We start from the raw sequence: 24,387 nt of genomic DNA, 5'->3' as shown, positions 1-24,387 counted from the left end.
CCGCGCTGGGCCTGCGTGCCCTCTGCCTGTCTTGCTCCATCTAGCCTCCCGGCTGCCGTGGAGATCCGCCTGGCTTACCTGCCTGCCTCGAGCATCGACCACCCGGGGCCGCCGCGCAAGGCCCGTACCCACCGCGCCCCTGCCCGGGCTTCGGGAGCCCCGGGGAAAATGCTATTCTTCGCCGCTCCCGCAAGCGGACGCAGCGATGTTCAAGCAACTCGAAGGCGAACCCCGTGGCGAACGCCACCCGATCTCCGACGTCCTGGACCGCCTGAAGCTCAATGCCGATGGCCTGATCCCCGCGATCGCCCAGCAGCACGACACCGGCGAGGTCCTGATGCTGGCGTGGATGAACCGCGAGGCCCTGAACGAGACCCTGGCCACGGGGCGCGTGTGCTACTACTCGCGCTCGCGCCAGGCGCTGTGGCGCAAGGGCGAGCAGTCGGGCCAGGTCCAGCAACTGCACTCCCTGCACCTGGACTGCGACGGCGACACCCTGCTGCTGAAGGTCGACCAGACCGGGCCGGCCTGCCACACCGGACGTCGCAGCTGCTTCTACCTGCAGGTCGAGAACGACAGTGTCGTGGTCACCAGCGACCCCGAGATCGCGCCGGAGACGCTGTACGGCAAGGGAAACACCGAATAATGAGCGAGCCCCGGACCCTCACCCTGCACAACACCCTGGGCGGGCACGACGAAGCCTTCGTGCCGCAGGACCCGGAGCGGGTGACCCTCTACGTCTGCGGCCCCACCGTGTACAACCGGGTGCACATCGGCAACGGGCGCCCGGTGGTGGTGTTCGACGTGCTGTTCCGCGTGCTGCGCGAACTCTACGGTCCGGACCACGTGGTCTACGCGCGCAACATCACCGACGTCGACGACAAGATCAACAAGGCCGCCGCCGACAACGGCGAGCCGATTGCCGCCCTGACCGAACGCTTCACCCGCGCCTTCCACGAGGACATCGCCGAGCTGGGCACGCTGGAGCCCACCCTGGAGCCGCGCGCAACCGAACACATCCAGCCGATGATCGAGCTGATCGAACGCCTGATCGAACGCGGCCATGCCTACGTGGCCGACGACCACGTGCTGTTCGACGTGACCTCCTACCCGGACTACGGCGCCCTGTCCGGGCGCTCGCTGGAGGACATGCAGGCCGGCGCCCGGGTCGAGGTCGCCGACTACAAGCGCCACCCCGGCGACTTCGTGCTGTGGAAGCCGGCCGCCGCGGGCGAGCCCGGTTGGGACAGCCCCTGGGGCAACGGCCGGCCCGGCTGGCACCTGGAATGCACCGCGATGATCCGCAGCCACCTGGGGCCCATGATCGACATCCACGGCGGCGGCCACGATCTGGTATTCCCGCACCACGAAAACGAGATCGCCCAGGGCTGCGCGGCCGAGGGCTGCCACGAACACGGCACGCACTACGCCCGCTACTGGGTGCACAACGGCCACCTGACCATCGACGGCGAGAAGATGTCCAAGTCGCTGGGCAACTTCCAGCTGCTGCATGACCTGCTGCAGCACTACCCCGGCGAGGTCCTGCGCCTGGCACTGCTGTCGCGCCACTACCGTGCGCCGCTGAACTTCTCGGAAGAGACCCTGACCCAGTCGCGCAACAGCCTGAACGGGCTGTACCGCGTGCTGCGCGACGCCGCCGGCATCGAACCCGCCCCGGTCGCCGCCGCCGACACCCCGGTGTTCGCGGCGCTGCTGGACGACCTGAACACCCCCGCCGCGATCACCGCGCTGCACCGCATGAGCGATGCCCTGGCCGCGGCCGGCGACGACGCCGAACGCGCCCGGCTCAAGGGCGAGCTGCTGGCCGGGGCCGACCTGCTGGGCCTGCTGCAGCAGGACCCGGGCGTCTGGTTTCAGGGCGATTCCGGCGACGACGAGCTCGCCGCCTGGGTGGAGGAACGCATCGCCGCGCGCCAGGCCGCCCGCAAGAACCGCGACTTCGCGACCGCCGATGCCATCCGCGACGAACTGACGGCCCGCGGCATCGAGCTCGAGGACACCCCCGACGGCACGCGCTGGCAGCGCGCCACCTGACGCCGATGCGTATCCGCCCCTGGTTCCTGCTGATCCTGGGCCTGCTGCTGCCCACGGGTGTGTTCGCCCACCCGCATGCCTGGATCGACCTGCGCGTGGGACTGGTCTTCAACGAGGCCGGCGAGCTGCTACGCATGGAGCAGTCCTGGCGCATCGACCCCACCTACAGCCACATGCTGCTGGAGGACCTGACCGGCCAGCTCGACGGGGACACCGACATTGACACGGCCCTGGAGCACGCCGCCCAACGGATGCGCGAGAACCTGGCCGGGCATGACTACTTCACCGAACTGAGCGCCGGCGAGCGCGACCTGGACATCCCACCGGCGCGCAACGCCCGTCTGACGCTGGAGGACCGCCGCCTGCACCTGCGCTTCGAGCTGCCGCTGGCGGACCTCGACATCACGGCCGGGGACCGCTTCAGCTACCGCGTGTTCGATCCCGAATACTGGATCGAGATCCTGCACGACCCGGAGGACATCGTCTTCGTCGAGAACCGGCCCGGCTGCGCGGTGACGATCGACGAACCCCGACCTGACCCGCAGCTGATCCGCTACGCCGCGACCCTGGAACGCCAGGATCGCAGCCCGGTCGACAACCTCGGACGCCACTTCGCGGAGACCGCCACGCTGGAATGCGACTGAGGGGGATGCCGCTTCACAACCGGACGGCGCGCACACACCACCCGATGGCTCGTGTGTTATACAGTAACGCCATGCACCAGGTAACGCATCGAATCCGGAACCCACTGCAGCCCGCCCTCCCGGGCCTGCTGATGCTGCTCGCGCTGTGCCTGCTGTTCGGCGGTCCGGGCCTCGCACAGGCCGCGACCGGTCATCCACTGGGTGCCCCCACCGAGGCGCCCGCCGAGCGCGCGGCGCCGCCGCCCCCGGACCGCCTCGACGCCCCGGCCCCGCTGGCCGAACCGCCCGGCCCCCTGGAACGGCTGACCGGCTGGATGCTCCAGACCCAGCGGCAGCTCCACCGCAGCCTGACCGAAGGCCTGCACGCCCTGCGCGACGGCCCCACCGCACACACCGCCGGGGCGCTGATCCTGGTCAGCCTGCTGTACGGGATCTTCCATGCCGCCGGCCCTGGCCACGGCAAGGCGGTCATCAGCGCCTACCTGCTGACCCAGCCGCAGAACCTGCGCCGCGGCATCCTGCTGTCCACCGTCTCGGCGCTGGCACAGGGCGTCACCGCCATCGTACTGGTCGGCGTGCTGATCGGCCTGTTCGGCTGGCTGGCGCGGGATACCCTGGGCCAGGTGCGCACCCTGGAGATCGCCAGCTTCGCCCTGGTGGCGCTGCTCGGGCTGTGGCTGATGGCGCGCGCCCTGCGTCACGCGTGGCGGCTGCAGCGCGCGCATCGGGTCGCGCCCGTCCATGGACACGACCACGAGCATGGCCACACCCATGGACATGACGCCCACTGCGGCTGCGGGACCCCGCACCACGTGGACCCCAACCACCGCGGCACCTGGTGGGGTACCGTGCTGGCGGTCGGCATCCGCCCCTGTTCCGGCGCCGTGCTGATCATGGCGGTCTCCGCCGCTTTGGGACTGGCCTGGGCCGGCGTCGCCGCCGTACTGGCGATGTCCCTGGGGACCGCCGCCACCGTCTCGGTGCTGGCGACCCTCGCCGTTTCGGCACGCGACTGGACCCGGCGCTGGCTGGGCTCCACCCGCATGGGCCGGCTGACCTACATCGGCCCGGCCCTGGGAATGGCCGGTGGCGGCGTGATCGCCCTGATCGGTCTCAGCCTGGTGCTGGGTGCCATCGCCTACCAGCCCGTGGCCCATCCCTTAGGGATTCGCTGATCCATGTACACCCTCGCGCTCGAGTCGCTTTTGCGTGCGAACAAGGCGCGGTGACTGCCGTGCAGTCATTCTGCACAAGGGAGCCGCAACGCCGTGCGCGCGCAAAAGAGGCCGAGCCCCGTCTTTCAATAGCTTGTGGGGGTTGGCACCCCAGGTTCCCCGATCCTGCGTTGCGCCCCGAAGTCATCAAAAACGGGCGGGTAGAACCACTACCCGCTGCGCGACACGCCTTGTCTCGGAAACGCTGGGGTGCCAACGCGAGCGTGTCCATTGATCAGTGTATCCCTGGGTATCCGCTGAACCGCACCGGGCTTGCCCCGCCCGCGTGCGTCCTCTAACGTCCGGGACAACCGAACCCCGCTTGCGAGGACGCCATGCCGTCGACCACGATCACCCCGGAACAGGCCCCGACCCTGCCCGCGCTGTTCCGCACCCGAGTGTCCATGAGCCCGGATGCGCCGGCCTATCGTCACTTCAGCGCCGCCGACGAGACCTGGAAGCAGACGACCTGGAGTGAAATGGCCGCAATGGTCGATCGCTGGCAGGGGGCGCTGGCGCGCGAGGGCTTCAAGCCCGGCGAACGGGTCGCGCTGATGCTCGGCAACTCGCGCGAGTGGGTCGCCTTCGACCAGGCTGCCACCGAACTGGGGCTGATCACCGTCCCGCTGTACACCGATGACCGCCCGGACAACGTCGCCTACATCATCGGCCAGACCCAGGCGCGCCTGCTCCTGCTGGGCGAGAGCGCGCACAGTCGCCGCCTGTCCGAACACTTCGCGAACATGCCCTCGCTCAAGCGCATCGTCTGCCTGGGCCACACCGACGGCCAACCCGAAGACGATCGGGTGATGGACCTCGAGACCTGGCTGGAGCGCGGCGACCCCGAGCGTGTACACCGCCCGGACCTCGACCCGCTGGCCCTGGCCACCATTGTGTTTACCTCCGGCACCACCGGCCGGCCCAAGGGCGTGATGCTGTCGCACCGCAACATCCTCGACAACGCCTCCGCCTCCGCCACTGCCGGCCCGCTGTCGGATGCCGACCGCTTCCTGTCCTTCCTGCCGCTGTCGCACATGCTGGAGCGCACCGGCGGCTACTACATGCCGATGCTGATCGGTGCCGAGGTCGCGTTCGCCCGCTCCATCCAGGGGCTGGGCGAGGACCTGATGTCGGTCCAGCCGACCGTGCTGATCTCGGTTCCGCGCATCTACGAACGCGTACATGGGCGCATCCAGGCCGGCCTGAAACAGAAATCCGCGCTGGGTCGCGGGTTGTTCAAGGCCACCGTGGCCATCGGCTGGCGCCGCTTCGAATACCAGCAGGGGCGCGCGTCCTGGTCGCCCGGTTTCCTCCTGTGGCCGCTGCTGGAGCGCCTCGTCGCGCACAAGGTCCTGGACCGCCTGGGCGGCAAACTGCGCTTCGCGGTCTGCGGCGGCGCGCCCCTGCCGCCGCCGATCGCCCGGTTCTTCATCGGTCTCGGCCTGCCGGTGCTGCACGGCTACGGCATGACCGAATCCAGCCCGGTGGTCAGCGTGAACACCCCGGACGACAACCTGCCCGCCTCCATCGGCAAGCCGCTGCCCGGCATCGAGGTCAAGATCGGCGAGATGGACGAGCTGCTCACCCGTTCCAGCTGCGTGATGCTCGGCTACTGGAAGAACGAGGAGGCCACCGCCAGCACGATCGACGAAGATCGCTGGCTGCACAGCGGCGACCAGGCACAGATCGACGACGATGGCCACATCTTCATCACAGGACGGCTCAAGGATATTCTCGTGCTGACCAACGGCGAGAAGGTCCCGCCGGCGGACATGGAAATGGCGATCGCCCTGGACGCCCTGTTCGACCAGGTCATGGTCGTGGGGGACAGCCACGCCTTCCTGACCGCCCTGGTCGTCCCCGAGCCCGAGGCCTGGACCACCTTCGCCGAGGACCAGGGGCTTGACCCCGGCGCCTCCGGGCGGCTGCCGCGCTCCGCCGAACGCGCCCTGCTGCAGCGGATTCAATACCAGCTGCGCGACTTTCCCGGCTACGCCAAGATCCGCCACGTGCACGTAGTGCATGAACCCTGGTCGGTGGACAACGGCATGCTGACCCCGACCATGAAGCTCAAGCGCCCGGTCATCTCCCAGCACTACGCCGACGCCATCGAGGCCATGTACGCCGGCCACGACTAACCCCTCGCCCGCTTTTCACGAAGTAGGTCAAGGGCGATTTACAGGAAGATGGGAAGGTTGGAAGGTTTATTGGGATTGAGGGCCCGCCGTGCCGTGGTGTGGCGATGGGGTAACGCGCGAGCATCCGCTATCGCCCTTGATCCTTGAACCCTTCCGATCTTCCCACCTTCCTGTGAATCGCCCTTGACCTACCAAGCGCCCGAAAACGAAAAAGGCCCCGCAGCGTGACGCTGCGGGGCCTTGAGGGCGCGTCAGGCGCGCCGCCGGTTCAGATGAACAGGCAGATGTCGGACTCGCCGGCGAACTCGAAGAACGCCGCGGCCCCGGCGTATTCCACGCCGTCGATGAATTCGCTGGTGTCCATGTCGAACAGGTCCACCGTCATCTGGCAGGCAATCATGCGCACCTCGGCCTCCAGGCACAGCTCGCGCAGGTCGCCCAGATCAGAGACGCCCTTCGCCGCCATCTTCTTCTTCATCATCACGGTCATCATCTTCTGCATGCCCGGCAGGGCCTGCAGCATCACCGGCATGGGCATCGGCATGGGCATGCCCGGGTTGCCCAGCGAGGTCACCTGCAGATCCAGCTTCTTGCGCAGCAGTTGCAGGCCATAGAAGGTGAAGAACACCTCGCAGTCATAGCCCAGGGCAGCCGCGGTGGAGGCCAGGATGAACGGGGGATAACCCCAGTCCAGGCTGCCCTTGGTGGCAATGATGGCCATCTTCTTTTGATCACTCATTTCTACTCTCTCCTCCAGTGGTATCAGGAACCGGATCCGCCACAGCCCCCTGCGCGACCCGTCCCCGGTTGGTTAAAAGCCCGTGGGCCGACCGGCTCACTGCCCCGACGCCTGGCGCCCCCTGCGCCAGTCACGGATCAGTGCACATCCGGCACAAACCCCCAGCGCCGCCATGCTGGCCCATACCGAGATTGGGACCAGAATCATGGCCAGCGCAAACATGAGCCACGCCAGTATGGTCATCGTGCTCCTCCTGCACAACATCTACGGCTAATATAGCCGCCCCCCGGCCTGTGCCGGCTTTGGGGGTGTGGCGCGAGCCGGCTAGCGCTTCTCCGGTGCCTCCGGCTCGGCGTAATCGCGGGGCGGCTCCGCGCCCGGCGTCGGTTGCGCGGCCGGGGCCTCCGGCTGCGGCGGGTTGTAGGTATCGGTGGCCGAGGCGCGTCCGCCCTGGCGCGAGACCGGACTGGCATCCACGAACTGGTTATTCAGGCGCTGGATATAGGCCTCGGCGCGGTCGCGCAGCTGATGCAGGCGACTGATCATGCGGCGCCCCAGGCCCAGTGGCGCCCGTCCCATCATCGGCTGCCAGGGGCGCGTGTTTTTCTCGAAGGCCGCGCGCCAGTTCCCGGCGGCGGTCTCGGTCGGCAGGGTCCGCGCGATGCGCCGTGCCAGCCAGCGGCGGTTGAAGAAGTGGATGCCGCCCAGCACGATCGCCAGCACGACGAGCCCGAAGCCCGTCATCAGCGGACGCTCGCCCATGGCCTGCCAGACGCTCCCGTCGGTCCAGGGCGCGATGCCCCCTGCCGACTGGTACCCGACCAGGCCCAAAAGCACCGCGACCACGGCGAACATCCCGGCATCGAACTGCACCACCCGGCGGCGCCACTTCTCCAGCGCCTTCTTCAGGGCCGGCAGGGCGTCCATCTCGATGGATTCGGCGATGGCCTGCAGCGAGCCCAGGATGCGGTAGGAGCGCGAGGAGCTGATCTCCTGGATCTTGGCGTGGATCTCCTCGCGATCGCGGCGGGACTTCTCCTCGTAGCGCTCGCGCACCTGCGGATCGCCGATCTCCACCGCCGCGCTCTCGTTGTACAGGCAGTAGAAGCGCCCGGTCGCGTTGCCCTGGCGCACCACGGCCCGCTGCCAGGCGGAGACGACCTCTTCCAGGTTGTCCTCGCGCCAGGTGGTGTCGATCTGGTTGAGGATGAACACCAGCTTGGTGAAATCGTTGCGCTCGGCGACACGGTTGACCAGATGCTCCAGGGTGTCGCGCATCGCACCCGGCTCCGGGTGGCGGGCGTCGAAGAACACCAGCACCAGGTCGGACAGGTCGATGATGTGATCGGTCAGCTGCAGGATGGTCGCGCGCTGCTCGTCGGCATCGAAGCCGGGGGAGTCGATGATGATGCGCCCGCGCAGACGCTCCGAGCGCGCGGTCTTCATCGCCAGGAAGTGGTCTACCGTGCGCCCGCCGCCGTCGGTAATCCGCTCGATCTCGTCAGACACCCGATAGAACGGGAAGCGCGGATCGCCGTCCAGAGCCAGCCCCGGGAGTTCCTGCACATGCTCGCTACCGCCGTAGCTGATCACGGTGAACTTGTCGTCGACTGCCTGCGAACCGCTGCGCTGTACGGTCGTGCCCACGTACTCGTTGATGAACGTGGACTTGCCGGCGGAGAAGGTGCCCAGCGTGGCGATCATCGGCCACCAGGAGATGCCAAAGGCGTAGGAATCCTCCGTGGGATCCAGGAGGCCGGCCGCATAGCCGACCCGGTCCAGATCCCGGAACGGATCGACCACGCCTTTCAGGACCGGATTCTCTTCGGCAAGGCGGTCGCTCAGCAGCTTGAGCTGCTTGCGCACGCGAGGGCCAGGACGATTGAACATGCGGACTCCGTCAGTCAAAACGCGCGATCAGCGCGGGTAATACGGCCCCGGGGAACCCCGGACCGGACCGCCCTGATCGGTGAATGGGTTGAACATGTTCATCATACCCATGGGGCCGCCCACATTGCGATTCAGGCTCCACATATCCTGCTGCATGCCCGTGATCGAGCCCGCCATCACGCGGGTATCGCGCGTCATCGAGCCGATGTTGGCGTCCATCGACTGCGTATTACCGGCGATCACCGCGACCTCGTCGTTCATCACCCGCATGGTGTTGTTGATGTCGGTCATCTGCCGGTCCATCGACGCCATATGCCCCGCGATGGTGGACATGTCGCGGTCCATCACCTGAGTCATCTGGGTGATCTCCTGGGTAAGCTGGCCCACATCCCGGGTCAGGCTGGTGATCAGCCAGAAACCGTAGATGGCCAGCACGATGAAGGCCACCAGTGCGGTGTAGACGATCAGTTCCAGACGCCGGGAACGGGCATCCGCCTTGTCGGCCTCGTCACGGACCTCTGCAAACTCGCTGCTACTTTCTTCACTCATTGAACGCCCTTTGCTGTTTCATGGAAACGGGAGCCATCCCCGTCAGAAGGCGCCAACGGCAGCGCGATCGATAATTTCCTCCAGGGATTCCTTCACAAACACCGCCTGCTCGTGCAGATCCTCGGGCAACGGCCGCCCCCCGTGGATCATCGGGTTCAGGTCCAGGGTCATCAGCCACAGATTGCCCTCGGCATCCTCCTGCAGCACGATCCGGCAGGGCATATAGGCCGCCATCGCCGGGCTGTGTCGGACCATCTGCGCGGCGATGGCCACATCGCAGAACATGTAGATCTTCAGGAACGGGAAGTCCTCGCCGGTCACGCTGCGGACCTCCTCGCCCATCGGCAACTCGCCGACGTTCCGAATATTCAGCTCGTTGGCCACCAGGCGCAGCACATCCTCCACGTCCTCGACTTCAAGCCCCTCGTCCACCTGGCGCTTGTAGACCATGGCCTCCGCGGCATCGCCCGTCTCCAGTACCGTCCGGGCCATCTGCGAATAGACCTTGGGCGCCTGGGCGTCCAGGGACCGCGCCTGGCTCAGGTAGGGCTCGAAGGCGAAGATGGCATACCCCACGCCGATCAGCGCCAGGAGCCCGATCACGACCAGTGCATTGCGGATGAAACGCATGAAGCTCTCCTCCTTCCATCGCGTCCGCAGCCCGGCAGCCCCGGGCGCGAATCGTTATTGTTTTTTGCGGCGCCGCCGCCCGAACAGCGCCACCGCCAGGGCATCCAGCTCGGCGGCGGCCTTGCCGCGGGGCTCCAGCTCGCGCACCGACAGCCCCTCACTGAACGAGCGCCGGAATGCCATGCGCTGCTTCAACCGCGGCTTCAGCAGGCGCACGCCGTCGATCTGCCGCAGCGCATCAAAGGTCTCGTCGGTCTCGCGCACGGCCTGATGCGTGTCCGCGCGGTTGATGAACGCCAGGATCTCCGGGCGTTCGCCGGATCCACGCTGCTCCTGAATCCTTTGCACAAAGCGATGCGTTGACCAGACATCCGCCTGACTGGGGGGCACCGGGATCAGCACGCGGTCCGCCCCTTCCACCGCCGCCATCAGCGAGGCCATGTCCGACGCGCCGACATCGATCAGCACCTCGTCGTACTCACCGGCGCGGACACGCGCCGCGTCTAGGCCCTCCACCGCATCCAGCGCCGGTTCATAGCCCTCCTCCCGCCGCACCTCCAGCACGTCGCTGAGGGTGCGCTGGGGATCCAGGTCCACGGTCAGGGCCCGGCGGCGCCCCTCCAGCAGCCACAGGGCCAGATTGAAGGCCACGGTACTCTTGCCGGTACCGCCCTTGAGATTGGCGACGACGGTCTGCATGGCGTCTCCTTGGAACATTGCGGATTGACGGCTGCGTGCAGCCCGTCAATCCGCAACACTCCGGAAAAAGGGCCTGCCCGAAACGGGCAGGCCCGAACAGCGGGATGGACTTAGTTGCCCTGACCCTGCTGCTGTTGCTGGGGCATCTGACCCTGCGGACCCCAGCCCTGCGGACCGTAGCCCGGACCATAGCCATAGCCAGGACCGTAGCCGTAACCCGGATGGCCGTATCCATGGCCATAACCGCGGCCGTAGCCGTCGCCGTAACCGTGACCATACCCGTGGCCATGGCCGCGACCGCGAGCGGAGAAGTCGAAATCACCCCCGCCCATCATGTCGCTCATCATGTCGCCCATACCGTGGCCGCGGCCATAGCCCGGGCCACCGAAGAAGGGCATGCTGGGGCCATAGCCGTAGCCGGGGCCGTAATGGCCGGGACCGTACCCGTAACCCGGGCCGCCCCACTGGGCGGAGGCCATCATCGGGGCGGCCAGGCCACCCAGGGAAACGGCGAGAACTGCTGCCTTGACGAACTTGTTCATGGTGCTACCTCCTGAAGGAGTCATGCCCTCAATTTGAATGCGCGCACGCGGGGAGGGCTTCCCGAATACGCGCCTTACCGGTCAGGGGAACGGAAAACCGCCCATCCCCCAGGGGAAGGCCGAAAACGGCCCGCCCATTCCCGGATACCCGGGCGAACCCGGATATCCGTATGGATACCCTCCTGGCATCCCGCCAGGGGGGTGGAACGACGGAGAACCCGGCGCCCAGTAAGGACCTTGCGGCCCGTAGCCCCGGTACCCCGGAGCATGCGGCGGCGGGCCCGGCGCCTCCCGCGATTCGGCCCGTCGGGACGGGTCGTAGTCGCGGTCCGGGAAGCGCCCGCGCGGGCGTTCCGGGGCCGAGCGCTGTACCTCCGGCGAACCGGAGGCCCAGGGGTTGTGGCGATCACTCGCCGCCAGGTCGGCGACCGGCAAAAGGAACCCCGCAGCCAGCACGACCCCGAGCATCGGGATCGTGCTGACTCGCGTGCGTTTCGATTGACCGGACTGCCTGCCCTGCATGGCGAACCGCCTCCGTCTGGCTTCCACTACGACGGGCCTGCGTGCCCGTCGATCTGCGATGACTGATCCGCGGATCAGTAGCCGCCGCCTTCTTCCATGGCTTCACGACGCTCGCGCATCATCTCCATGCGTTGCTCGCGCTGGCGCTCCATCTCTTCTTCATACGCGGCACGGCCGGCCTCCATCGCCTTCTGGCGTGCCTCGCGCATGGCCTGCATCTCTTCCATGCGTTCCTGGCGCTCGGCATGCTGCGCCTGGATGCGCTCGCGCATCTCTTCCGGCATGTCTTCCGGCAGGTTGTCCGGATCGAATTCCGGCATCTGGCCGTAGCCCGGGCGCTGCTGCATGCCGTAGCCCGGCTGCATCATCCCGGGATGGCCGAAGCCGCCCTGCTGCGGGCCGGGACCGTAGCCCTGGCCGTACCCGGGGCCGTAGCCATACCCGGGGCCGTAACCCTGATGGCCACGCCCATAACCCTGCCCGTACCCGTCGCCATGGCCACGGCCATAGCCCTGGCCATGGCCTCGCCCGGACATGCCGAAGCTGAAGTCACCGGAGCCTTCGCGTTGCTGCATCATCCCGCCGCCGGGATGCATGCCCATGCCCTGGCCATAGGGGGCGTGACCGTAGGGACCGGGCACCGGACCCTGCTGGCCCATCGCCGGACCCTGGCCGTAGCCCTGCTGCTCGTCGGCCTGGGCCACACCCAGGGCCAGCACGGATGCCACAGCGGCGCTGGCCAGCGTGGTACCGATCGTTCGGGTGTTGAATCGCTTCTTCATCGGGAACCTCCTTGAGGTCTTGCTTGCGTGATCATTTGAGTCGAATCCCGCGCCGGGCGCGGCCCTTGCCGGGCGTACCCGACTTGCCACCCCCCTTGGGAGTGGTGCCGCTCTCCTTGCGGCCGGTCTTGCTACTGGTCGAGGCGGATTTGGCGGTTCCGCCGGTCTTCTTGTTGGACGCCGGCGCCGTGCGCTTGTTCGCCGCGCCACCACTTGATTTGGGTCCGCTGGCGGCCTGGCCGGACGTGCTCGCACGCCCTTTGCTCTGGCTACCCGCGCCGCCGCTAGTCGTCCTGGCCTGGGACTGCGTCTTGGCCTTTGTCTTTGTCTTTGTCGTGCCACTGGACGCCTTCTTCGCGGTCTTCGTACCCGCGGCACCGCTCCCGGCCGCGCCGGCCGCGCGGCTGGAGCCGCCCTTCGCAGACCGCGATTCCGTGGCGCCGGACGCGGACGTCGCCTTCGCCGACGCCGCGCGGGATGCCCCGCCGGCGCGGGACTTCGCTTTCTTTGGAGGCGCCGCGTCCTCGGCCTTCACATCCGCGTTGTCGGTGGCCGCCGGCGGGGTCGCCGTGCCCCAAGGCTCGGCGGCGGGCTCCGGCTCTTCCGGGCGACCCGCCGGTTGGGGTGCCTGCGCGACCGGCTCCGAATCCGCGGGACCGGCCGATTGGCGGTCCTGCGCCTTGCCCGCAGCCGGGCCGGAGCCCGTGTCCGACGGCCCGCCACTCGCCGGACCGCTACCGAAGCCCGGGGTGGAGCCGCCGCCCGACGGGCCGCCCGGCCCGCCGCCACCGTCGCGACGGCGCTCCAGCAAGGACCGGATCAGGCGCCACAGGGCGAACGCGAGATCGCGCAGGCCCTCGAGGAAGGCCAGGGCCAGGCACTTGAGGTACAGGCCGGCATACTGCACCGCCTGGGTCACCGGCCCGCCCTCGCGCGGGCCGAAGAGGTCGTTGCCCGCGGCGCCGGCGGTCGCGCCCGGAGCCGGGGCCGCCCCGCCGCCATGGCCGTTGCCGTGGCCATTACCGTTCGCGCACACCGCAGCCGCCTCGCCGTTTTCGTCCAGGCTGGTCGGGCAGAAGGCGCGGCGCCCGGAGATGCAGCCCAGCGGGATTACCAGCAGGGTCAGCAGGGTGGCCACCACGGTGCCGAACATCAGCGAGATCGCCATGCCCTGGAAGATCGGATCGAACAGGATCACGCTGGAACCGGCCAGCAGGGCCAGCGCGGTGATAATGATCGGGCGGGTACGCGCCTGACAGGCCAGGATCATCGCGTCGCGCACGTCGTGGCCCTCGTCCACCGCCTGGCGGCCGAAGTCCACCAGCAGTATCGAGTTTCGGACGATGATGCCCGCGAGTGCGATGAAGCCGATCATCGAGGTCGCGGTGAACTCGGCGTTCATCAGCCAGTGGCCGGGGATGATCCCGATCAGGGTCAGCGGGATCGGGGCCATGATGATGCCCGGCAGCACGAAGTTGCCGAACTCCCAGACCACCAGCATGTAGATCAGGATCAGCGCGATCGCGAAGGCGATGCCCATGTCGCGGAAGGTCTCGTAGGTCACCGTCCACTCGCCGGCCCACTCGAACGCGGTGGAATCGTCATTCGGCGGCGGTCCCAGCCAGTGCGGCTGCACCTGGCTGCCATCCGGAAGCCGGTAGTCCTCCAGCTGCTCCTGGACCTCCAGCATCCCGTACACCGGCGCGGCCAGGCGGCCGACCACCTCGCCGGTCACGTACTCCACCGGACGCAGGTTCTTGTGGTAGATCGGCTCGTCCTGCGGGCGCTGGACAAACTCGCCGAGCTCGGCCAGCGGGATGGACCCGCCCTGCCGGGTAAACACGGGCAGCATTTCCAGCTGCCGGATGTCGTTGCGCGTGGCCATCGGCAGGCGCATCTCGATCAGGTGCGGCTCAACCAGCGACTGCGCCTTCACGTCGCCCAGGATCTGTCCGCCGATCGCGGTCTCCAGGGTGCGGTTGATGGTCTCGACGGTCACGCCGCGGCGCAGGGCCTTGTCACGATCCACATCAAAGTGCCAGACGTCGTGCGGCGCCTGCAGGAAGCTGTCCACGTCCGCTACGTGCTCGGCATTGGCGAACATGCCTTCCAGATCACGGGCGACCGCACGGCGGGTTGCCGCGTCGGGGCCGTAGACCTCGGCCACCACCGACTGCAGCACCGGCGGGCCCGGCGGCATCTCGACCACCTGGATACGCGCACCGGCGGCGCGAGCCAGCGGGGTCAGGCGTTCGCGGGCCTCGGTGGCGATCTCGTGCGAGGTGCGGCCGCGGTCGCCCTTGTCCACCAGCTGCACCTGGATATCCCCCTGCCAGGGTTCGTCGCGCAGGTAGTAGTGGCGCACCAGGCCGTTGAAATTGAACGGCGACGCGGTGCCAACATACGACTGCAGGCCCACCACCTCGTCCATCTCGCGCAGCACCTGTGCCATGTCGTGGCTCAGGGTGGCGGTCTCGGTCAGGGCGGTGCCCTCGGGGAAGTTCACCACCACCTGGAACTCGGGCTTGTTGTCCAGCGGCAGCATCTTCACGCGCACATCGGTGGTCATGAACAGGCTGACCATCAGGAAGAAGATCACGATCACGCCGATCAGGAAGGCATAGCCGCGCACGGGGTTATCCGCCAGTCCCGGGATCGCCGTGCGATAGAACCGACCCAGCTTCTCGGCCTGGCGGTGTTCCTTGTCGGTGGCCTTTTCGAGGTAGGCCATGCTGGGGCGCAGGCGCTGGGTCAGCCACGGGGTAAAGACAAAGGCCGCGACCAGCGAGAACAGCATGGCCACGGAACCCAGCACCGGGATCGGCTGCATGTACGGGCCCATCATCCCGGAGACGAAGCCCATCGGCAGCAGCGCCGCGATCACGGTGAAGGTGGCCAGGATGGTCGGATTGCCGACCTCGCGCACCGCATCTACCGAGGTCTCGGTATCGATGCCGCGCTTCATCAGCCAGCGTCGGTAGATGTTCTCCACCACCACGATGGCGTCGTCCACCAGGATGCCGATGGAGAAGATCAGCGCGAACAGGCTGACGCGATCGATGGTATAGCCCAGGACCCAGGCGCTGAACACGGTGAACAGGATCACCACCGGAATCACGATCAGCACCACCAGCGCGGCGCGGATCCCGAGGAACAGCCCGACCAGGATGGTCACCGCGAAGGTCGCGATGAACAGCTTGAAGATCAGTTCGTTGACCTTCTCGTTGGCGGTCTTGCCGTAGTCGCGCGAGACCGCGACCTCGACGTTGTCCGGGATCACACTGCCCTTCAGGCGTTCGAGACGTTCGAGGACATTGTTGGCCACGGTCACGCCGTTGCTGCCGGGCTTCTTGGCGATCGCCAGGGTCACCGCCGCCGCGCCCTCCGGCGCCGCGTCCGGATCCACGGCGGCCGGCCCGGAGTAGTGCCGCACGAAGCGGTCCACCTCGCCCGGTCCGTAGGTCACCTCCGCCACGTCACGCAGATACACCGGCTGACCGTCACTGACCGCCACCAGCAGCTGCTCCAGATCCGCCGCCCCGGTAAAGAACCGCCCGGTGTACACCGCGGTGCTCAGGCCATCGCTCTCGATGCGTCCGGCGGCGCCCTCGACGTTCGCGGACTGCACGGCCTGTGCGATCTGGTCCAGACTGACATCGAACCCGGCCAGGCGCTCCGGCTGCACCTCGATGCGCAGGCGCTCCTCGCGCCCGCTGACCACGAAGCTCTGACTGGTATCGGGGACCTCGTTCAGCTGTTGCTGCGCATCCAGCGCGATTTGGCGCAGCAGGGCATCATCCACCTCGTGCGACCAGAAAGTCAGGTTCACCACCGGCACATCATCCGCGCCCTTGGCCTTGACCATCGGCTCGCTCACACCCGGCGGCATCAGGTCACGATTGGCAAACAGCTTGTCGTGCACCTTGACGATCGAGGACTCCATGTCCTCGCCTACATCGAACTGCACGGTCACCATCGCCTCGCCGCGATGCGATACGGAGTAGACGTTGTCGACACCGGAGAGCTCGCTCATCAGCCGCTCCAGCGGCCTTGCCGCCAGGCTCGCCACCTGCTCCGACGGCACGCCCGGGTAGGACACCATGATGTCCACCATCGGCACGGAGATCTGCGGATCCTCCTGGCGCGGCGTCACCATCAGGCCGAGGATGCCGATCGCGATACTGGCCAGCAGCAGCAGCGGCGACAGCGGCGAATGGATAAACGCCGCCGCCATGCGCCCGGCAATGCCGGGGTCGCCGTGCTTCTGCCGGAAACCGGTCTCGGATTGTCTGTCGTCTTCGGCCATCGAGCTTGAACGGTCCTGTTGTCGGTCTGGCGTCCCGGGCACCGCCAGGGGCGGCGCCTTGCCACCGGTGCGCCTGCCAGGGGCGCCTGCCGGTGCTGTGAATCCGGTTTTGGGCCGGAGAGGCGTCCCTACATGCGGCTCCAGGGATCGGCGTCACCCCCGCGGCGCCCGGCGCCCGCATCCGGAGAGCGTCCACCGACCGGCTGGCCGGAGCGCACGCCGGCATCCGGCCGCGCGAGAATCTGCATGCCCGGCTCCAGCCCGGAGGTCACTACCACCTGGTCCCCGCGCGACCCCCCAAGACGCACCATGCGCACCCGCACATGGCCCTCGCCGTCCAGCACGGCCACACGCGGCAAGGCGCCCCCCGGGATCAGGGCGGAACGCGGGATCACCACGCGGTTGCCCGGCGTACCGGCCTGCGGCAGATGCACCGCCGCATGCATGCCCGGCCCGCCGCGCACGCCCTGGGGCAGATCGAACTTGACGGTCACGGTATGGCGCTGGGGATCGGCCAGGGGGAAGATCCGGGCGACCCGGGCCTCCACCTCGTCGCCGGTATCCAGCCGCACCTGCACGTAGTCGTCTTCCTGCAGGCTGCTTACCAGCCGCACCGGCACCTGGGCCTCGATGCGCAGGAACTCGACATGGCCGAAGCTGACGAGCGGCTGCCCGGGCTGCACGGTGTCGCCTTCTTCGACGTGCTTGTGCATCACCAGGCCGTCAAAGGGGGCCTCGGAGCGGGTGTCGCGAATGGCGGCGTCCAGCTCGGCCACGCGGGCCCGGGCCTGTTCCCAGCGCGCCTGGGCCTGGTCCACGCCGATGTAGCGGGAGTAGAGATCCGTGCGTCGGTCCAGCGCGGGGTCGCCCATACCCATGAACTGGCCCATCGGCTGGGTAAACATCTGGTCGAACATCGATGGCACGCCCATGCCGGGCATCTGCCCGATGTTGCGCGACTGCGGCGAAATCATCTCGCGGCCGTACTGCATCTGGGCCTCGCGGATCGCAGCCTCGGCGGTACGCATCTCGGCCTCGGCCGCCTGGCGCTGGGCGCGCAGCCGGTCATCGCTGATCGCCACCAGCACGGCTCCCTGTTCGAAACGGTCGCCCTCGGCACCGGCTACGTCGACCACGCGCCCGGAGGATTGCGCCGTCAGCGTGACCTCGCGGAAGGGAATCACCGTGCCACTGACCGACTGGGTGGCCGCCTGATCCGGCTCCACCGTGAGGACGGGGCCGGAGGCATGCACCACCGACAGGCCCCACAGAGGCAGTGCCAGTGCCGCACCCAGCAGGGTCCGAGCCAGAAGGCGTCGGGAGACTCGAGCAATCATGATCGTCCTACCTCGCGCCGAATGCCGCGATGAGAGAGGGGGTACCGGGCCTGCGCGCCTGCACGCGCCGGGGCCCGGGCAAACGATGGGCCGCAGCCGACCGACTGCCGGGGGAAACGGCAACGAGCCTGGTCCGGCGACCGGTGTCAGCCGGATGACCACCGAAGCGGGTATCCATATCCCAGTATGTAGAAGAACTCATGCCCAACTACAAGCAACGTATATGCCAGTATTGTGACATTCTTATAAATCAATCACTTGATTCTGATTTACTGATATTCAGGGCATACCTGTTGCAACACCCCCGTTTCGCGCTATAACCGAGACAGGGATTGGCGAAACGGGGGATTCCCGGGTGTTGCAGGAGGCCCCGGGTGTTGCAACACCGTCCCGCTGCCGCCGGCCCCTCCAACAAGAAAAAGGAGGCGGGATGACCACAACCGAACTGGCCGAGATCTGCATCCGACACAGTCGGGATCCACACCTCATCAGCGATACCCGGGGCCGGGTCCTGTTCGCCAACCCGGCCTTTCACCAGACCCTGCAAATCCCCCCGGATACCCCCCTGACCCTGGACCAGCTCGGGTCGCTGAATCTCGAGGCACATCTGAAAGAGGCCGCCGTCGCCGCCGGCGACGACGACGCCGACGCCAACCGCACCCCGCACGCCCTGCACTTCTCGCTGATGGCCGAACTGGAGGACGAGACCCTGCCACTGGAGGTCATCAGCCAGCCCCTGCGCCTGAACGACGACGCCCGCGCGCTGCGCCTGATCACCCTGCAGCCGCAGCGCCGGCGCACCACCTCGGTGGAGACCGTGAGCGAGGATGGTCGGGACGGACTCGATGACAGCCACTTCCACTCTCATGACGCCCATTGCCGCCCCACCCTGCAGTTCGCGCGGCGGGTCGCCGCCAGCGATGTGCGCGTGATGCTGCTGGGCGAATCCGGCACCGGCAAGACCCGCCTGGCCCGCGCCATCCACCAGGCCAGCCGCCGCGCCGAGGCGCCGTTTGTGGAGATCAACTGCGCGGCGATCCCCGAGGAACTGCTCGAATCCGAGCTCTTCGGTCATACCCGGGGTGCCTTCTCCGGGGCGGTCAGTGACCGCATCGGGCGCTTCGAGTCCGCCGACGGCGGCACGCTGTTTCTCGACGAGATCGGGGAGATGAGTCAGCGGCTGCAGGCCAAGCTGCTGCGCGCCGTACAGGACGGCGCCTTCGAACGCGTGGGGGAGAACACCACCCGGCAGGTGGACGTGCGCATTCTCGCCGCGTCGAACCAGGATCTGCGCAGCCAGGTGGAGGCCGGCGAATTCCGCACCGACCTCTTCTACCGACTGGCCGTCGCGACGGTGGACATCCCGCCGCTGCGCGATCGTCCCCGCGATCTCGCGGCCACGCTGCAGGCCTACGAGGTGCATCACGGCATCCGCATCGCGCCCCATCTGAAGGAAAAGCTGCAGGAACACCCCTGGCCGGGCAACTTCCGCGAACTGGAGAACGTCTTCGAATGCCTGACCCTGCACGCCCGGGATGGCCAGGTCGACGACTTCCCCCTGCCCCAGCCGATCCGGGTGGATGCAGACATGGGCGACACGATCCATGCCCCGCGTACCAACGGGCATGACGACGGCCGCACCGCCAGTGCCGAGCCGAATAGTCTTGGCGCCAATGGCACCCAGGCCAGCGAACATCCCGAGGCGCGGCGCCTGCGCGAGGCGCTGGTGGCCCATGCCGGCAACCGCTCGCAGACCGCGCGCGCCCTCGGCATGGATCGCAGTACCCTGTGGCGCAAGCTGCACCGCTACCAGTTGGTTTGAGGAGCACCAGCCGGACGCGGCGCCTCCACACGACAAAAGGCCCCGGAGATGTGCATCTCCGGGGCCTTTTTGATCGCCCGGGCACGGCGGCCCGGGATCGCTACTACCGGAACTGGCGCAGGTGACGCGCCCCGTCCCGGTGGTGACGGTCATACACCGGCGCCAGGCGCTCGACCATCACGCGTCGCTCGCCGGCGGGCAGCAGGTCCAGGGCGCTGTCCCAGGCCCGCATGGCCCCGCGGGCATCCCCCGCAGCATAGAGGGCGTTGCCCAGCTCGCCGTAGAGGTCGGCACGCTGAGCGGCCGTCGCCGGAATGTCCGCCAGCGCGGTCCGCAGGACAGCGGCCGCGGCCTCCGGCCCGTCACTCCAGTACGCGGCGCGACCGTTCTCCAGCGCCTCCTGCACCTGGCGCGCGACCTGCTCCTCGCTCACCGGCTCGCCGTCGGCCGTGGTGCGCGGCTGCTCCCGCGGGTCCGGAATCGGCCGATGCATGCCGGTGTCGTCGTCGCGCTCGTAGGCCTCGCCGGTCATCGGGTCCATATCGCCCTCCGACAGGCGGCCCTCGCGCGGCGGGCTCGCGGGCGTGCGCGCCTCGGCCGCCGGGTCATCCTCCGCCACGGCCACGGCCTCGACGTCTTCGTCCTCCGGCACCGCCTCCACGCTGGGCGCCAGCACGTCCCGCGCCGACCAGGCGATCAGCCACAGCACGATCACGATCAGGATCCACCAGCGACTCAGGAAACTTCTCTGCTTTTTATCTGCCTGTTCCATGCCTCACCTTTTCCGGTTATCCCCGTCCGATTCTATCCTGCACGGGTTCAACGTCCAGCGAAACGGGTACCGGGATTTCCTGCCGAACCCCGCGATTCACCCGCGCGCCCAAGCCGGCGGCAATCCCAGCACGTCCTGGTGACCGACCACCAGCTCGACCTCGCCCCGGGCAAGGGCACGCGCCCGCGACTCGCCCCAGGCCCGCAACGCGGCCGCGCGGTGCGGCACGACCTCGCAGGCCGCATCCACCCAGCCGTCGATCAGGGCCGCCCCCAGCTTCGCCTGCCCGGCATCCAGGCGCCAGTCGCTCGCGCGCGTTTCCACGCGATACCCGTGCGCCTCGAGCCGGGCCGCGCAGACCGACGCGGCCGTCGGGCCCAGCGCCGGCCCCAGGCCCTTGTCCGAACGCTGATGCCGATTCACCGCATCCCCCAGCTCGGCATCCAGGGGCTGCGGATCTGACCAGCGGATCCGCCCGTCATAGCTCAGCGCGAACAGGACCGCCGTCCCCTGGCGGGCACAGCCCTCCAGCAGCCGGGCAAGCCAGGCTTCGGACACCAGATCCAGCAACGCCGCCCCCGTCACCAGCGTCTCGTCCCCCGCGAGCGCCGCCGCCGGACCCGCCGCCAGATCGGTCACCCGCCGCTCGAGCGCGACCCCGGGGCCCGGGGCCGCCGCGCGCTGCAGCAACCCCTTATCGTGATCCACCAGCCGCCAGTGTTGCGGGGTCGGCAGCCGGGGCGCGAGATAGCGCAGGTTGGAGCCGGTCCCGCTGCCGAGATCGGTGGCCCTCAGGGCACCCCCCGTCATCCGGCCGGCCAGTACCGCGCCCAGTGTCGCAACCAGCGCGTCCGGGCGCGCCGCGTGATCCACGGGTTCGCGCAGGGCGAGCCAGTCGGCGTCGAAGGTCTCGGTCATCGCAGCCAGTCCTCCAGCGTTCGCTCCAGCGCGGCCACCGCACCGTCCCAGTCCGGTCGTTCCGTCATGGCCGCGCGCGCCTCCTGGCCCATCCGTTCGCGCCCCCGCGGGTCGCGCAACAATCCCTCGATGGCCCCAGCCAGCGCCTCGCTATCGCCCGGCGGCACCAGACGTCCGGCCGCCTCGGGGACGGTCCCCGGGATCGCACCACCAGTGGTCCCGATCACCGGAAGTCCCCGGGCCATGGCCTCGGTGTAGGCCATGCCAAAACCCTCGTAGACACTGGGCAGGACGAACACCGACGCCTGCGCGTACCAGCCCTCCAGCATCGCATCGTCGCACTCGCCGGCCCATTCGATGCGACCCTCCAGCCCGGCCGCCGCGATCGCCGTCTCCACCCGCCGGGCATACGCCGCATCCCGATCGCGCGCACCCACCAGCACCACCCGCCAGTTCTCGGCGTCGAGCCGGGCCAGGGCCTGCACCAGTTCCAGCTGCCCCTTGCGCGGGACCACCGTCCCCACGCAGAGCAACAGTGGCGACGCGCCGGGCGCCGGACCGGTGGCGGGCGGGCGCGGCTCGACGCCGGGCGGGATTGCCTGCAGCCGCTTCCGGGGCATGCCCCAGGCGGCCACCTGCGCGGCGGTAAAGGCACTGGTCGCGACCACACCCTGGACATGCCCGAGGGCAGCGCGCTCCCGCGCGAGCAGGTCCTCCGACCGCGCCGGCGCCAGGCCGGTCTCCAACCCCAGCGGATGATGCAGCAGGTAGATCAGGCGCAAGCGCGCGGCATGTCGGGCCAGCACCTCGGGAAAGGCCCCCGCCGCCAGCCCGTCCAGCAGTACGCCCCCGGCATCGGGAATGCCCGCAAGCGCGGTATCCAGCGCCGCCGCGGCCTCGGGATCCGGCCCCGGGAAGCAACCGTCCAGTTCGTGGACCGCGACCCGCCAGCCTCGCGCCCGCAGACCCGCGACCATGCGCGCGTCGTAGCGATAGCCCCCTGTGCGCTGATCCAGCGCCCCCGGGACCACGAACGCTAGGGAAACACTGATCAATGTGCCCGCTCGCGCTCGAGTCGCTTTTGTGTGCGTTTAATGCGCGGTGACCGCCGTGCAGTCATTCTGCACAAGGGAGCCGCAACGCTGTGCGCGCGCCCGTTTTTGATAGCAACGGGCGGCCGAGCCCCCGCTTTTACTGCCTTGTGGGGTTGGTACCCCAGATTCCCCGATCCTGCGTTGCGACGCTTGCCGGTAGAACCACTACCGGCTGCGCACCGCGCCTTGTCTCGGAAAACCTGGGGTACCAACGCGAGCGTGCACATTAATCAGTGTTTCCCTTGTTCGCGCATTCCGCTCAGGGCGCGGCCTCGTAGCTGGCCCAGGCAATATGCGACTCGTTCAGCGTTACGCACACCGCATCCAGCTCGCGCGCGGACTCGCCCAGCTCGCCGGCATGGATGGCGCTTGCCACGCGCTGGTGCAGCGCGTGGGCCAGAAACTCGGTGGTCGTGTTCTGGCCGCGAAACTCCTCGCGCTCGTCCAGGTTCTGGTAATTGAGATCCGCCAGGAGGGCCTTTACGACCTCGCTGGCGCGGCCGATATCGACCACCAGTCCGTCCGCGTCCAGCGCCCGGCGGCGGAAGGTGACATCGACCACGTAGGTCGCGCCGTGCAGCTTCTGCGCCGGACCAAAGGTCTCGCCGGCGAAGCTGTGGGCAATCATGAAGTGGTCACGCACGTTCAGGCTGTACATCGGGTGGTTCCCCGTCTTGAGAAATAAAAGATCAGTAGCGGACGCGGTGGCAAAGGGTGCGGGCGGCCTCGGGCCCCGTGACGCGGGCCATCGCCGCGGGCAGGTTGGCGAAGGCATCCTCGCCAGTGATCAGCGCGTCGAGTGCGGGATCGGCCAGCAGGGACAATGCAAGCGCCAGGCGGCGACGGTAATCCCAGCGCGCCGCGCGCTCCGGCGGGATGCGGCCCACCTGTGAACTGCGCAGCGTAAGCCGCCGCGAATGGAACGCCTCGCCCAGCGGTGCCGGCACCGGCTGGTCGCCGTACCAGCTCATCTCCACCACCCGCGCCTCGACCCCGGCCAGGTCCAGGGCCTGCGCCAGCCCGGCCGGGTTGCCGCTGGCATGCACCACCCCGTCCAGCCCCTGCAGCTCCGGGTTCCCCCGCGCCGCCTCCGGCGTACAGAGCGACAATCCCAGCGCCGCCGCCACGGGTTCGCGGGCGGGATTGGGGTCGATCAGCGTGACCTCGGCGCCCGGGATCGCCCGCAGCAACCCGGCCACCAGCAGGCCCACCACGCCGGCGCCGATCACCGCGAGGCGATCCCCCGGACCGGGCTGCAAGTCCCAGACCGCGTTGATGGCCGTCTCCATGTTGGCCGCCAGCACCGCGCGCCCCGAAGGCACGGCATCCGGTATCGGCACCACCGCGGCGGCCGGCACCGTGTAGGCGCTTTGATGCGGATACAGGCAGAACACTCGCTGCCCGTCCAGCCCGTGCGCCGCGCCACCCGCCTCAACGGTGCCGACGCTGATGTAGCCGTACTTCACAGGCCACGGGAATTCGCCGGCCTGGAACGGCGCGCGCATCGCCTGATACTGGCTCTCCGGCACCCGACCGTGGAACACCAGCGACTCGGTCCCGCGGCTGATCGCCGAGAACTGCGTGCGCACCCGCACCGCGTCCGGGCCCGGCTCCGCCAGTGCCTCCGGACGCAACGCGCCCGTGCCCGGGCCGGTGACCCAGAAGGCCTGTTCGGAGCCGGCCGTGCTCACCGGGAGGGTCCCGGAAACGGGGTGCGCTGCCACGCGATCATCC

Annotated in this window: 20 protein-coding genes; 6 read left to right on the top strand and 14 right to left on the bottom strand. The window is 68.5% G+C overall.

Features of this window, described 5'->3' with window-relative positions; translation table 11 throughout:
- Nucleotides 1-205: 205 nt before the first annotated feature.
- The 5 genes from hisI to F793_RS0108225 all read left to right on the top strand — a co-directional run bounded on the left by hisI (nucleotide 206) and on the right by F793_RS0108225 (nucleotide 6,051).
- Nucleotides 206-646: a phosphoribosyl-AMP cyclohydrolase gene (gene hisI / locus F793_RS0108245; protein ID WP_018866473.1), complete on the top strand. Its 441-nt coding sequence runs from the start codon at nucleotides 206-208 to the stop codon at nucleotides 644-646.
- Complete coding sequence (gene cysS / locus F793_RS0108240) at nucleotides 646-2,055, top strand: cysteine--tRNA ligase (protein WP_018882285.1); 1,410 nt, start codon at nucleotides 646-648, stop codon at nucleotides 2,053-2,055. Before hisI ends, cysS begins: the two co-directional genes overlap by 1 nt.
- A 5-nt stretch (nucleotides 2,056-2,060) precedes the next feature.
- Nucleotides 2,061-2,699, top strand: a complete 639-nt coding sequence (locus tag F793_RS0108235) for a DUF1007 family protein (RefSeq protein WP_018882284.1) — start codon at nucleotides 2,061-2,063, stop codon at nucleotides 2,697-2,699.
- A gap of 71 nt (nucleotides 2,700-2,770) precedes the next feature.
- Nucleotides 2,771-3,874: a nickel/cobalt transporter gene (locus F793_RS0108230; RefSeq protein WP_051074727.1), complete on the top strand. Its 1,104-nt coding sequence runs from the start codon at nucleotides 2,771-2,773 to the stop codon at nucleotides 3,872-3,874.
- Between the two features lie 374 nt (nucleotides 3,875-4,248).
- Entirely contained in the window at nucleotides 4,249-6,051 is a 1,803-nt protein-coding gene (locus tag F793_RS0108225; RefSeq protein WP_018882282.1) for a long-chain fatty acid--CoA ligase, read from the top strand.
- Between the two features lie 268 nt (nucleotides 6,052-6,319).
- Here F793_RS0108225 and F793_RS0108220 read toward each other — a convergent pair whose 3' ends face one another.
- The 9 genes from F793_RS0108220 to F793_RS0108175 form a co-directional block, all read right to left on the bottom strand.
- The gene (locus F793_RS0108220; RefSeq protein ID WP_017941517.1) at nucleotides 6,320-6,790 is read right to left on the bottom strand and encodes a DsrE/DsrF/DrsH-like family protein; all 471 of its coding nucleotides are present in this window, start codon (nucleotides 6,788-6,790) and stop codon (nucleotides 6,320-6,322) included.
- Between the two features lie 324 nt (nucleotides 6,791-7,114).
- Nucleotides 7,115-8,680, bottom strand: coding sequence for a dynamin family protein (locus F793_RS0108210; protein WP_018882281.1), 1,566 nt, complete (start codon nucleotides 8,678-8,680; stop codon nucleotides 7,115-7,117).
- Between the two features lie 27 nt (nucleotides 8,681-8,707).
- Nucleotides 8,708-9,229, bottom strand: a complete 522-nt coding sequence (locus tag F793_RS0108205) for a hypothetical protein (RefSeq protein WP_018866465.1) — start codon at nucleotides 9,227-9,229, stop codon at nucleotides 8,708-8,710.
- A 42-nt stretch (nucleotides 9,230-9,271) separates the two neighbouring features.
- Nucleotides 9,272-9,859 carry a DUF302 domain-containing protein gene (locus F793_RS0108200; protein WP_018866464.1) on the bottom strand — a complete coding sequence of 196 codons (588 nt, stop codon included), beginning with the start codon at nucleotides 9,857-9,859 and terminating at the stop codon, nucleotides 9,272-9,274.
- 54 nt (nucleotides 9,860-9,913) lie between these two features.
- Entirely contained in the window at nucleotides 9,914-10,558 is a 645-nt protein-coding gene (locus F793_RS0108195; protein WP_018882280.1) for a ParA family protein, read from the bottom strand.
- Between the two features lie 110 nt (nucleotides 10,559-10,668).
- Nucleotides 10,669-11,100: a sulfur globule family protein gene (locus F793_RS0108190; protein ID WP_018866462.1), complete on the bottom strand. Its 432-nt coding sequence runs from the start codon at nucleotides 11,098-11,100 to the stop codon at nucleotides 10,669-10,671.
- A 596-nt stretch (nucleotides 11,101-11,696) separates the two neighbouring features.
- Nucleotides 11,697-12,404, bottom strand: a complete 708-nt coding sequence (locus tag F793_RS0108185; RefSeq protein WP_018866461.1) for a sulfur globule family protein — start codon at nucleotides 12,402-12,404, stop codon at nucleotides 11,697-11,699.
- 31 nt (nucleotides 12,405-12,435) lie between these two features.
- Nucleotides 12,436-16,710 carry an efflux RND transporter permease subunit gene (locus tag F793_RS0108180; RefSeq protein ID WP_018866460.1) on the bottom strand — a complete coding sequence of 1,425 codons (4,275 nt, stop codon included), beginning with the start codon at nucleotides 16,708-16,710 and terminating at the stop codon, nucleotides 12,436-12,438.
- A gap of 128 nt (nucleotides 16,711-16,838) precedes the next feature.
- Nucleotides 16,839-18,047 carry an efflux RND transporter periplasmic adaptor subunit gene (locus F793_RS0108175; RefSeq protein WP_018866459.1) on the bottom strand — a complete coding sequence of 403 codons (1,209 nt, stop codon included), beginning with the start codon at nucleotides 18,045-18,047 and terminating at the stop codon, nucleotides 16,839-16,841.
- Nucleotides 18,048-18,477: 430 nt separating this feature from the next.
- On the opposite strand from F793_RS0108175, the gene F793_RS0108170 reads away from it, so the two are divergent.
- Nucleotides 18,478-19,869, top strand: a complete 1,392-nt coding sequence (locus F793_RS0108170) for a sigma-54-dependent Fis family transcriptional regulator (RefSeq protein ID WP_018882279.1) — start codon at nucleotides 18,478-18,480, stop codon at nucleotides 19,867-19,869.
- Between the two features lie 103 nt (nucleotides 19,870-19,972).
- Here F793_RS0108170 and F793_RS0108165 read toward each other — a convergent pair whose 3' ends face one another.
- The 5 genes from F793_RS0108165 to F793_RS0108145 all read right to left on the bottom strand — a co-directional run bounded on the left by F793_RS0108165 (nucleotide 19,973) and on the right by F793_RS0108145 (nucleotide 24,344).
- Nucleotides 19,973-20,641: a hypothetical protein gene (locus F793_RS0108165; RefSeq protein WP_018882278.1), complete on the bottom strand. Its 669-nt coding sequence runs from the start codon at nucleotides 20,639-20,641 to the stop codon at nucleotides 19,973-19,975.
- Nucleotides 20,642-20,737: 96 nt separating this feature from the next.
- Entirely contained in the window at nucleotides 20,738-21,559 is an 822-nt protein-coding gene (locus tag F793_RS0108160) for a hypothetical protein (protein WP_018882277.1), read from the bottom strand.
- Complete coding sequence (locus F793_RS0108155; RefSeq protein WP_018882276.1) at nucleotides 21,556-22,590, bottom strand: glycosyltransferase family 4 protein; 1,035 nt, start codon at nucleotides 22,588-22,590, stop codon at nucleotides 21,556-21,558. Before F793_RS0108155 ends, F793_RS0108160 begins: the two co-directional genes overlap by 4 nt.
- Before the next feature lie 322 nt (nucleotides 22,591-22,912).
- A complete protein-coding gene (locus tag F793_RS0108150; RefSeq protein ID WP_018876148.1) occupies nucleotides 22,913-23,311 on the bottom strand; it encodes a 6-carboxytetrahydropterin synthase in 399 nt (132 codons plus the stop codon).
- 31 nt (nucleotides 23,312-23,342) lie between these two features.
- Nucleotides 23,343-24,344, bottom strand: a complete 1,002-nt coding sequence (locus F793_RS0108145; protein WP_018882275.1) for a zinc-binding alcohol dehydrogenase — start codon at nucleotides 24,342-24,344, stop codon at nucleotides 23,343-23,345.
- Nucleotides 24,345-24,387 lie beyond the last annotated feature (43 nt).

This window comes from Thioalkalivibrio sp. ALE22, from assembly GCF_000381445.1.
Taxonomy (GTDB): domain Bacteria; phylum Pseudomonadota; class Gammaproteobacteria; order Ectothiorhodospirales; family Ectothiorhodospiraceae; genus Thioalkalivibrio.
Note: the sequence above shows the minus strand (reverse complement) of the source record. Positions and strands in the feature narration are given on the sequence as shown.

Coding starts and splice junctions, on each gene's coding strand:
- hisI (WP_018866473.1), top strand. CDS start 206: ATGTTCAAGCAACTCGAAGGCGAACCCCGTGGCGAACGCCACCCGATC.
- cysS (WP_018882285.1), top strand. CDS start 646: ATGAGCGAGCCCCGGACCCTCACCCTGCACAACACCCTGGGCGGGCAC.
- F793_RS0108235 (WP_018882284.1), top strand. CDS start 2,061: ATGCGTATCCGCCCCTGGTTCCTGCTGATCCTGGGCCTGCTGCTGCCC.
- F793_RS0108230 (WP_051074727.1), top strand. CDS start 2,771: ATGCACCAGGTAACGCATCGAATCCGGAACCCACTGCAGCCCGCCCTC.
- F793_RS0108225 (WP_018882282.1), top strand. CDS start 4,249: ATGCCGTCGACCACGATCACCCCGGAACAGGCCCCGACCCTGCCCGCG.
- F793_RS0108220 (WP_017941517.1), bottom strand. CDS start 6,790: ATGAGTGATCAAAAGAAGATGGCCATCATTGCCACCAAGGGCAGCCTG.
- F793_RS0108210 (WP_018882281.1), bottom strand. CDS start 8,680: ATGTTCAATCGTCCTGGCCCTCGCGTGCGCAAGCAGCTCAAGCTGCTG.
- F793_RS0108205 (WP_018866465.1), bottom strand. CDS start 9,229: ATGAGTGAAGAAAGTAGCAGCGAGTTTGCAGAGGTCCGTGACGAGGCC.
- F793_RS0108200 (WP_018866464.1), bottom strand. CDS start 9,859: ATGCGTTTCATCCGCAATGCACTGGTCGTGATCGGGCTCCTGGCGCTG.
- F793_RS0108195 (WP_018882280.1), bottom strand. CDS start 10,558: ATGCAGACCGTCGTCGCCAATCTCAAGGGCGGTACCGGCAAGAGTACC.
- F793_RS0108190 (WP_018866462.1), bottom strand. CDS start 11,100: ATGAACAAGTTCGTCAAGGCAGCAGTTCTCGCCGTTTCCCTGGGTGGC.
- F793_RS0108185 (WP_018866461.1), bottom strand. CDS start 12,404: ATGAAGAAGCGATTCAACACCCGAACGATCGGTACCACGCTGGCCAGC.
- F793_RS0108180 (WP_018866460.1), bottom strand. CDS start 16,710: ATGGCCGAAGACGACAGACAATCCGAGACCGGTTTCCGGCAGAAGCAC.
- F793_RS0108175 (WP_018866459.1), bottom strand. CDS start 18,047: ATGATTGCTCGAGTCTCCCGACGCCTTCTGGCTCGGACCCTGCTGGGT.
- F793_RS0108170 (WP_018882279.1), top strand. CDS start 18,478: ATGACCACAACCGAACTGGCCGAGATCTGCATCCGACACAGTCGGGAT.
- F793_RS0108165 (WP_018882278.1), bottom strand. CDS start 20,641: ATGGAACAGGCAGATAAAAAGCAGAGAAGTTTCCTGAGTCGCTGGTGG.
- F793_RS0108160 (WP_018882277.1), bottom strand. CDS start 21,559: ATGACCGAGACCTTCGACGCCGACTGGCTCGCCCTGCGCGAACCCGTG.
- F793_RS0108150 (WP_018876148.1), bottom strand. CDS start 23,311: ATGTACAGCCTGAACGTGCGTGACCACTTCATGATTGCCCACAGCTTC.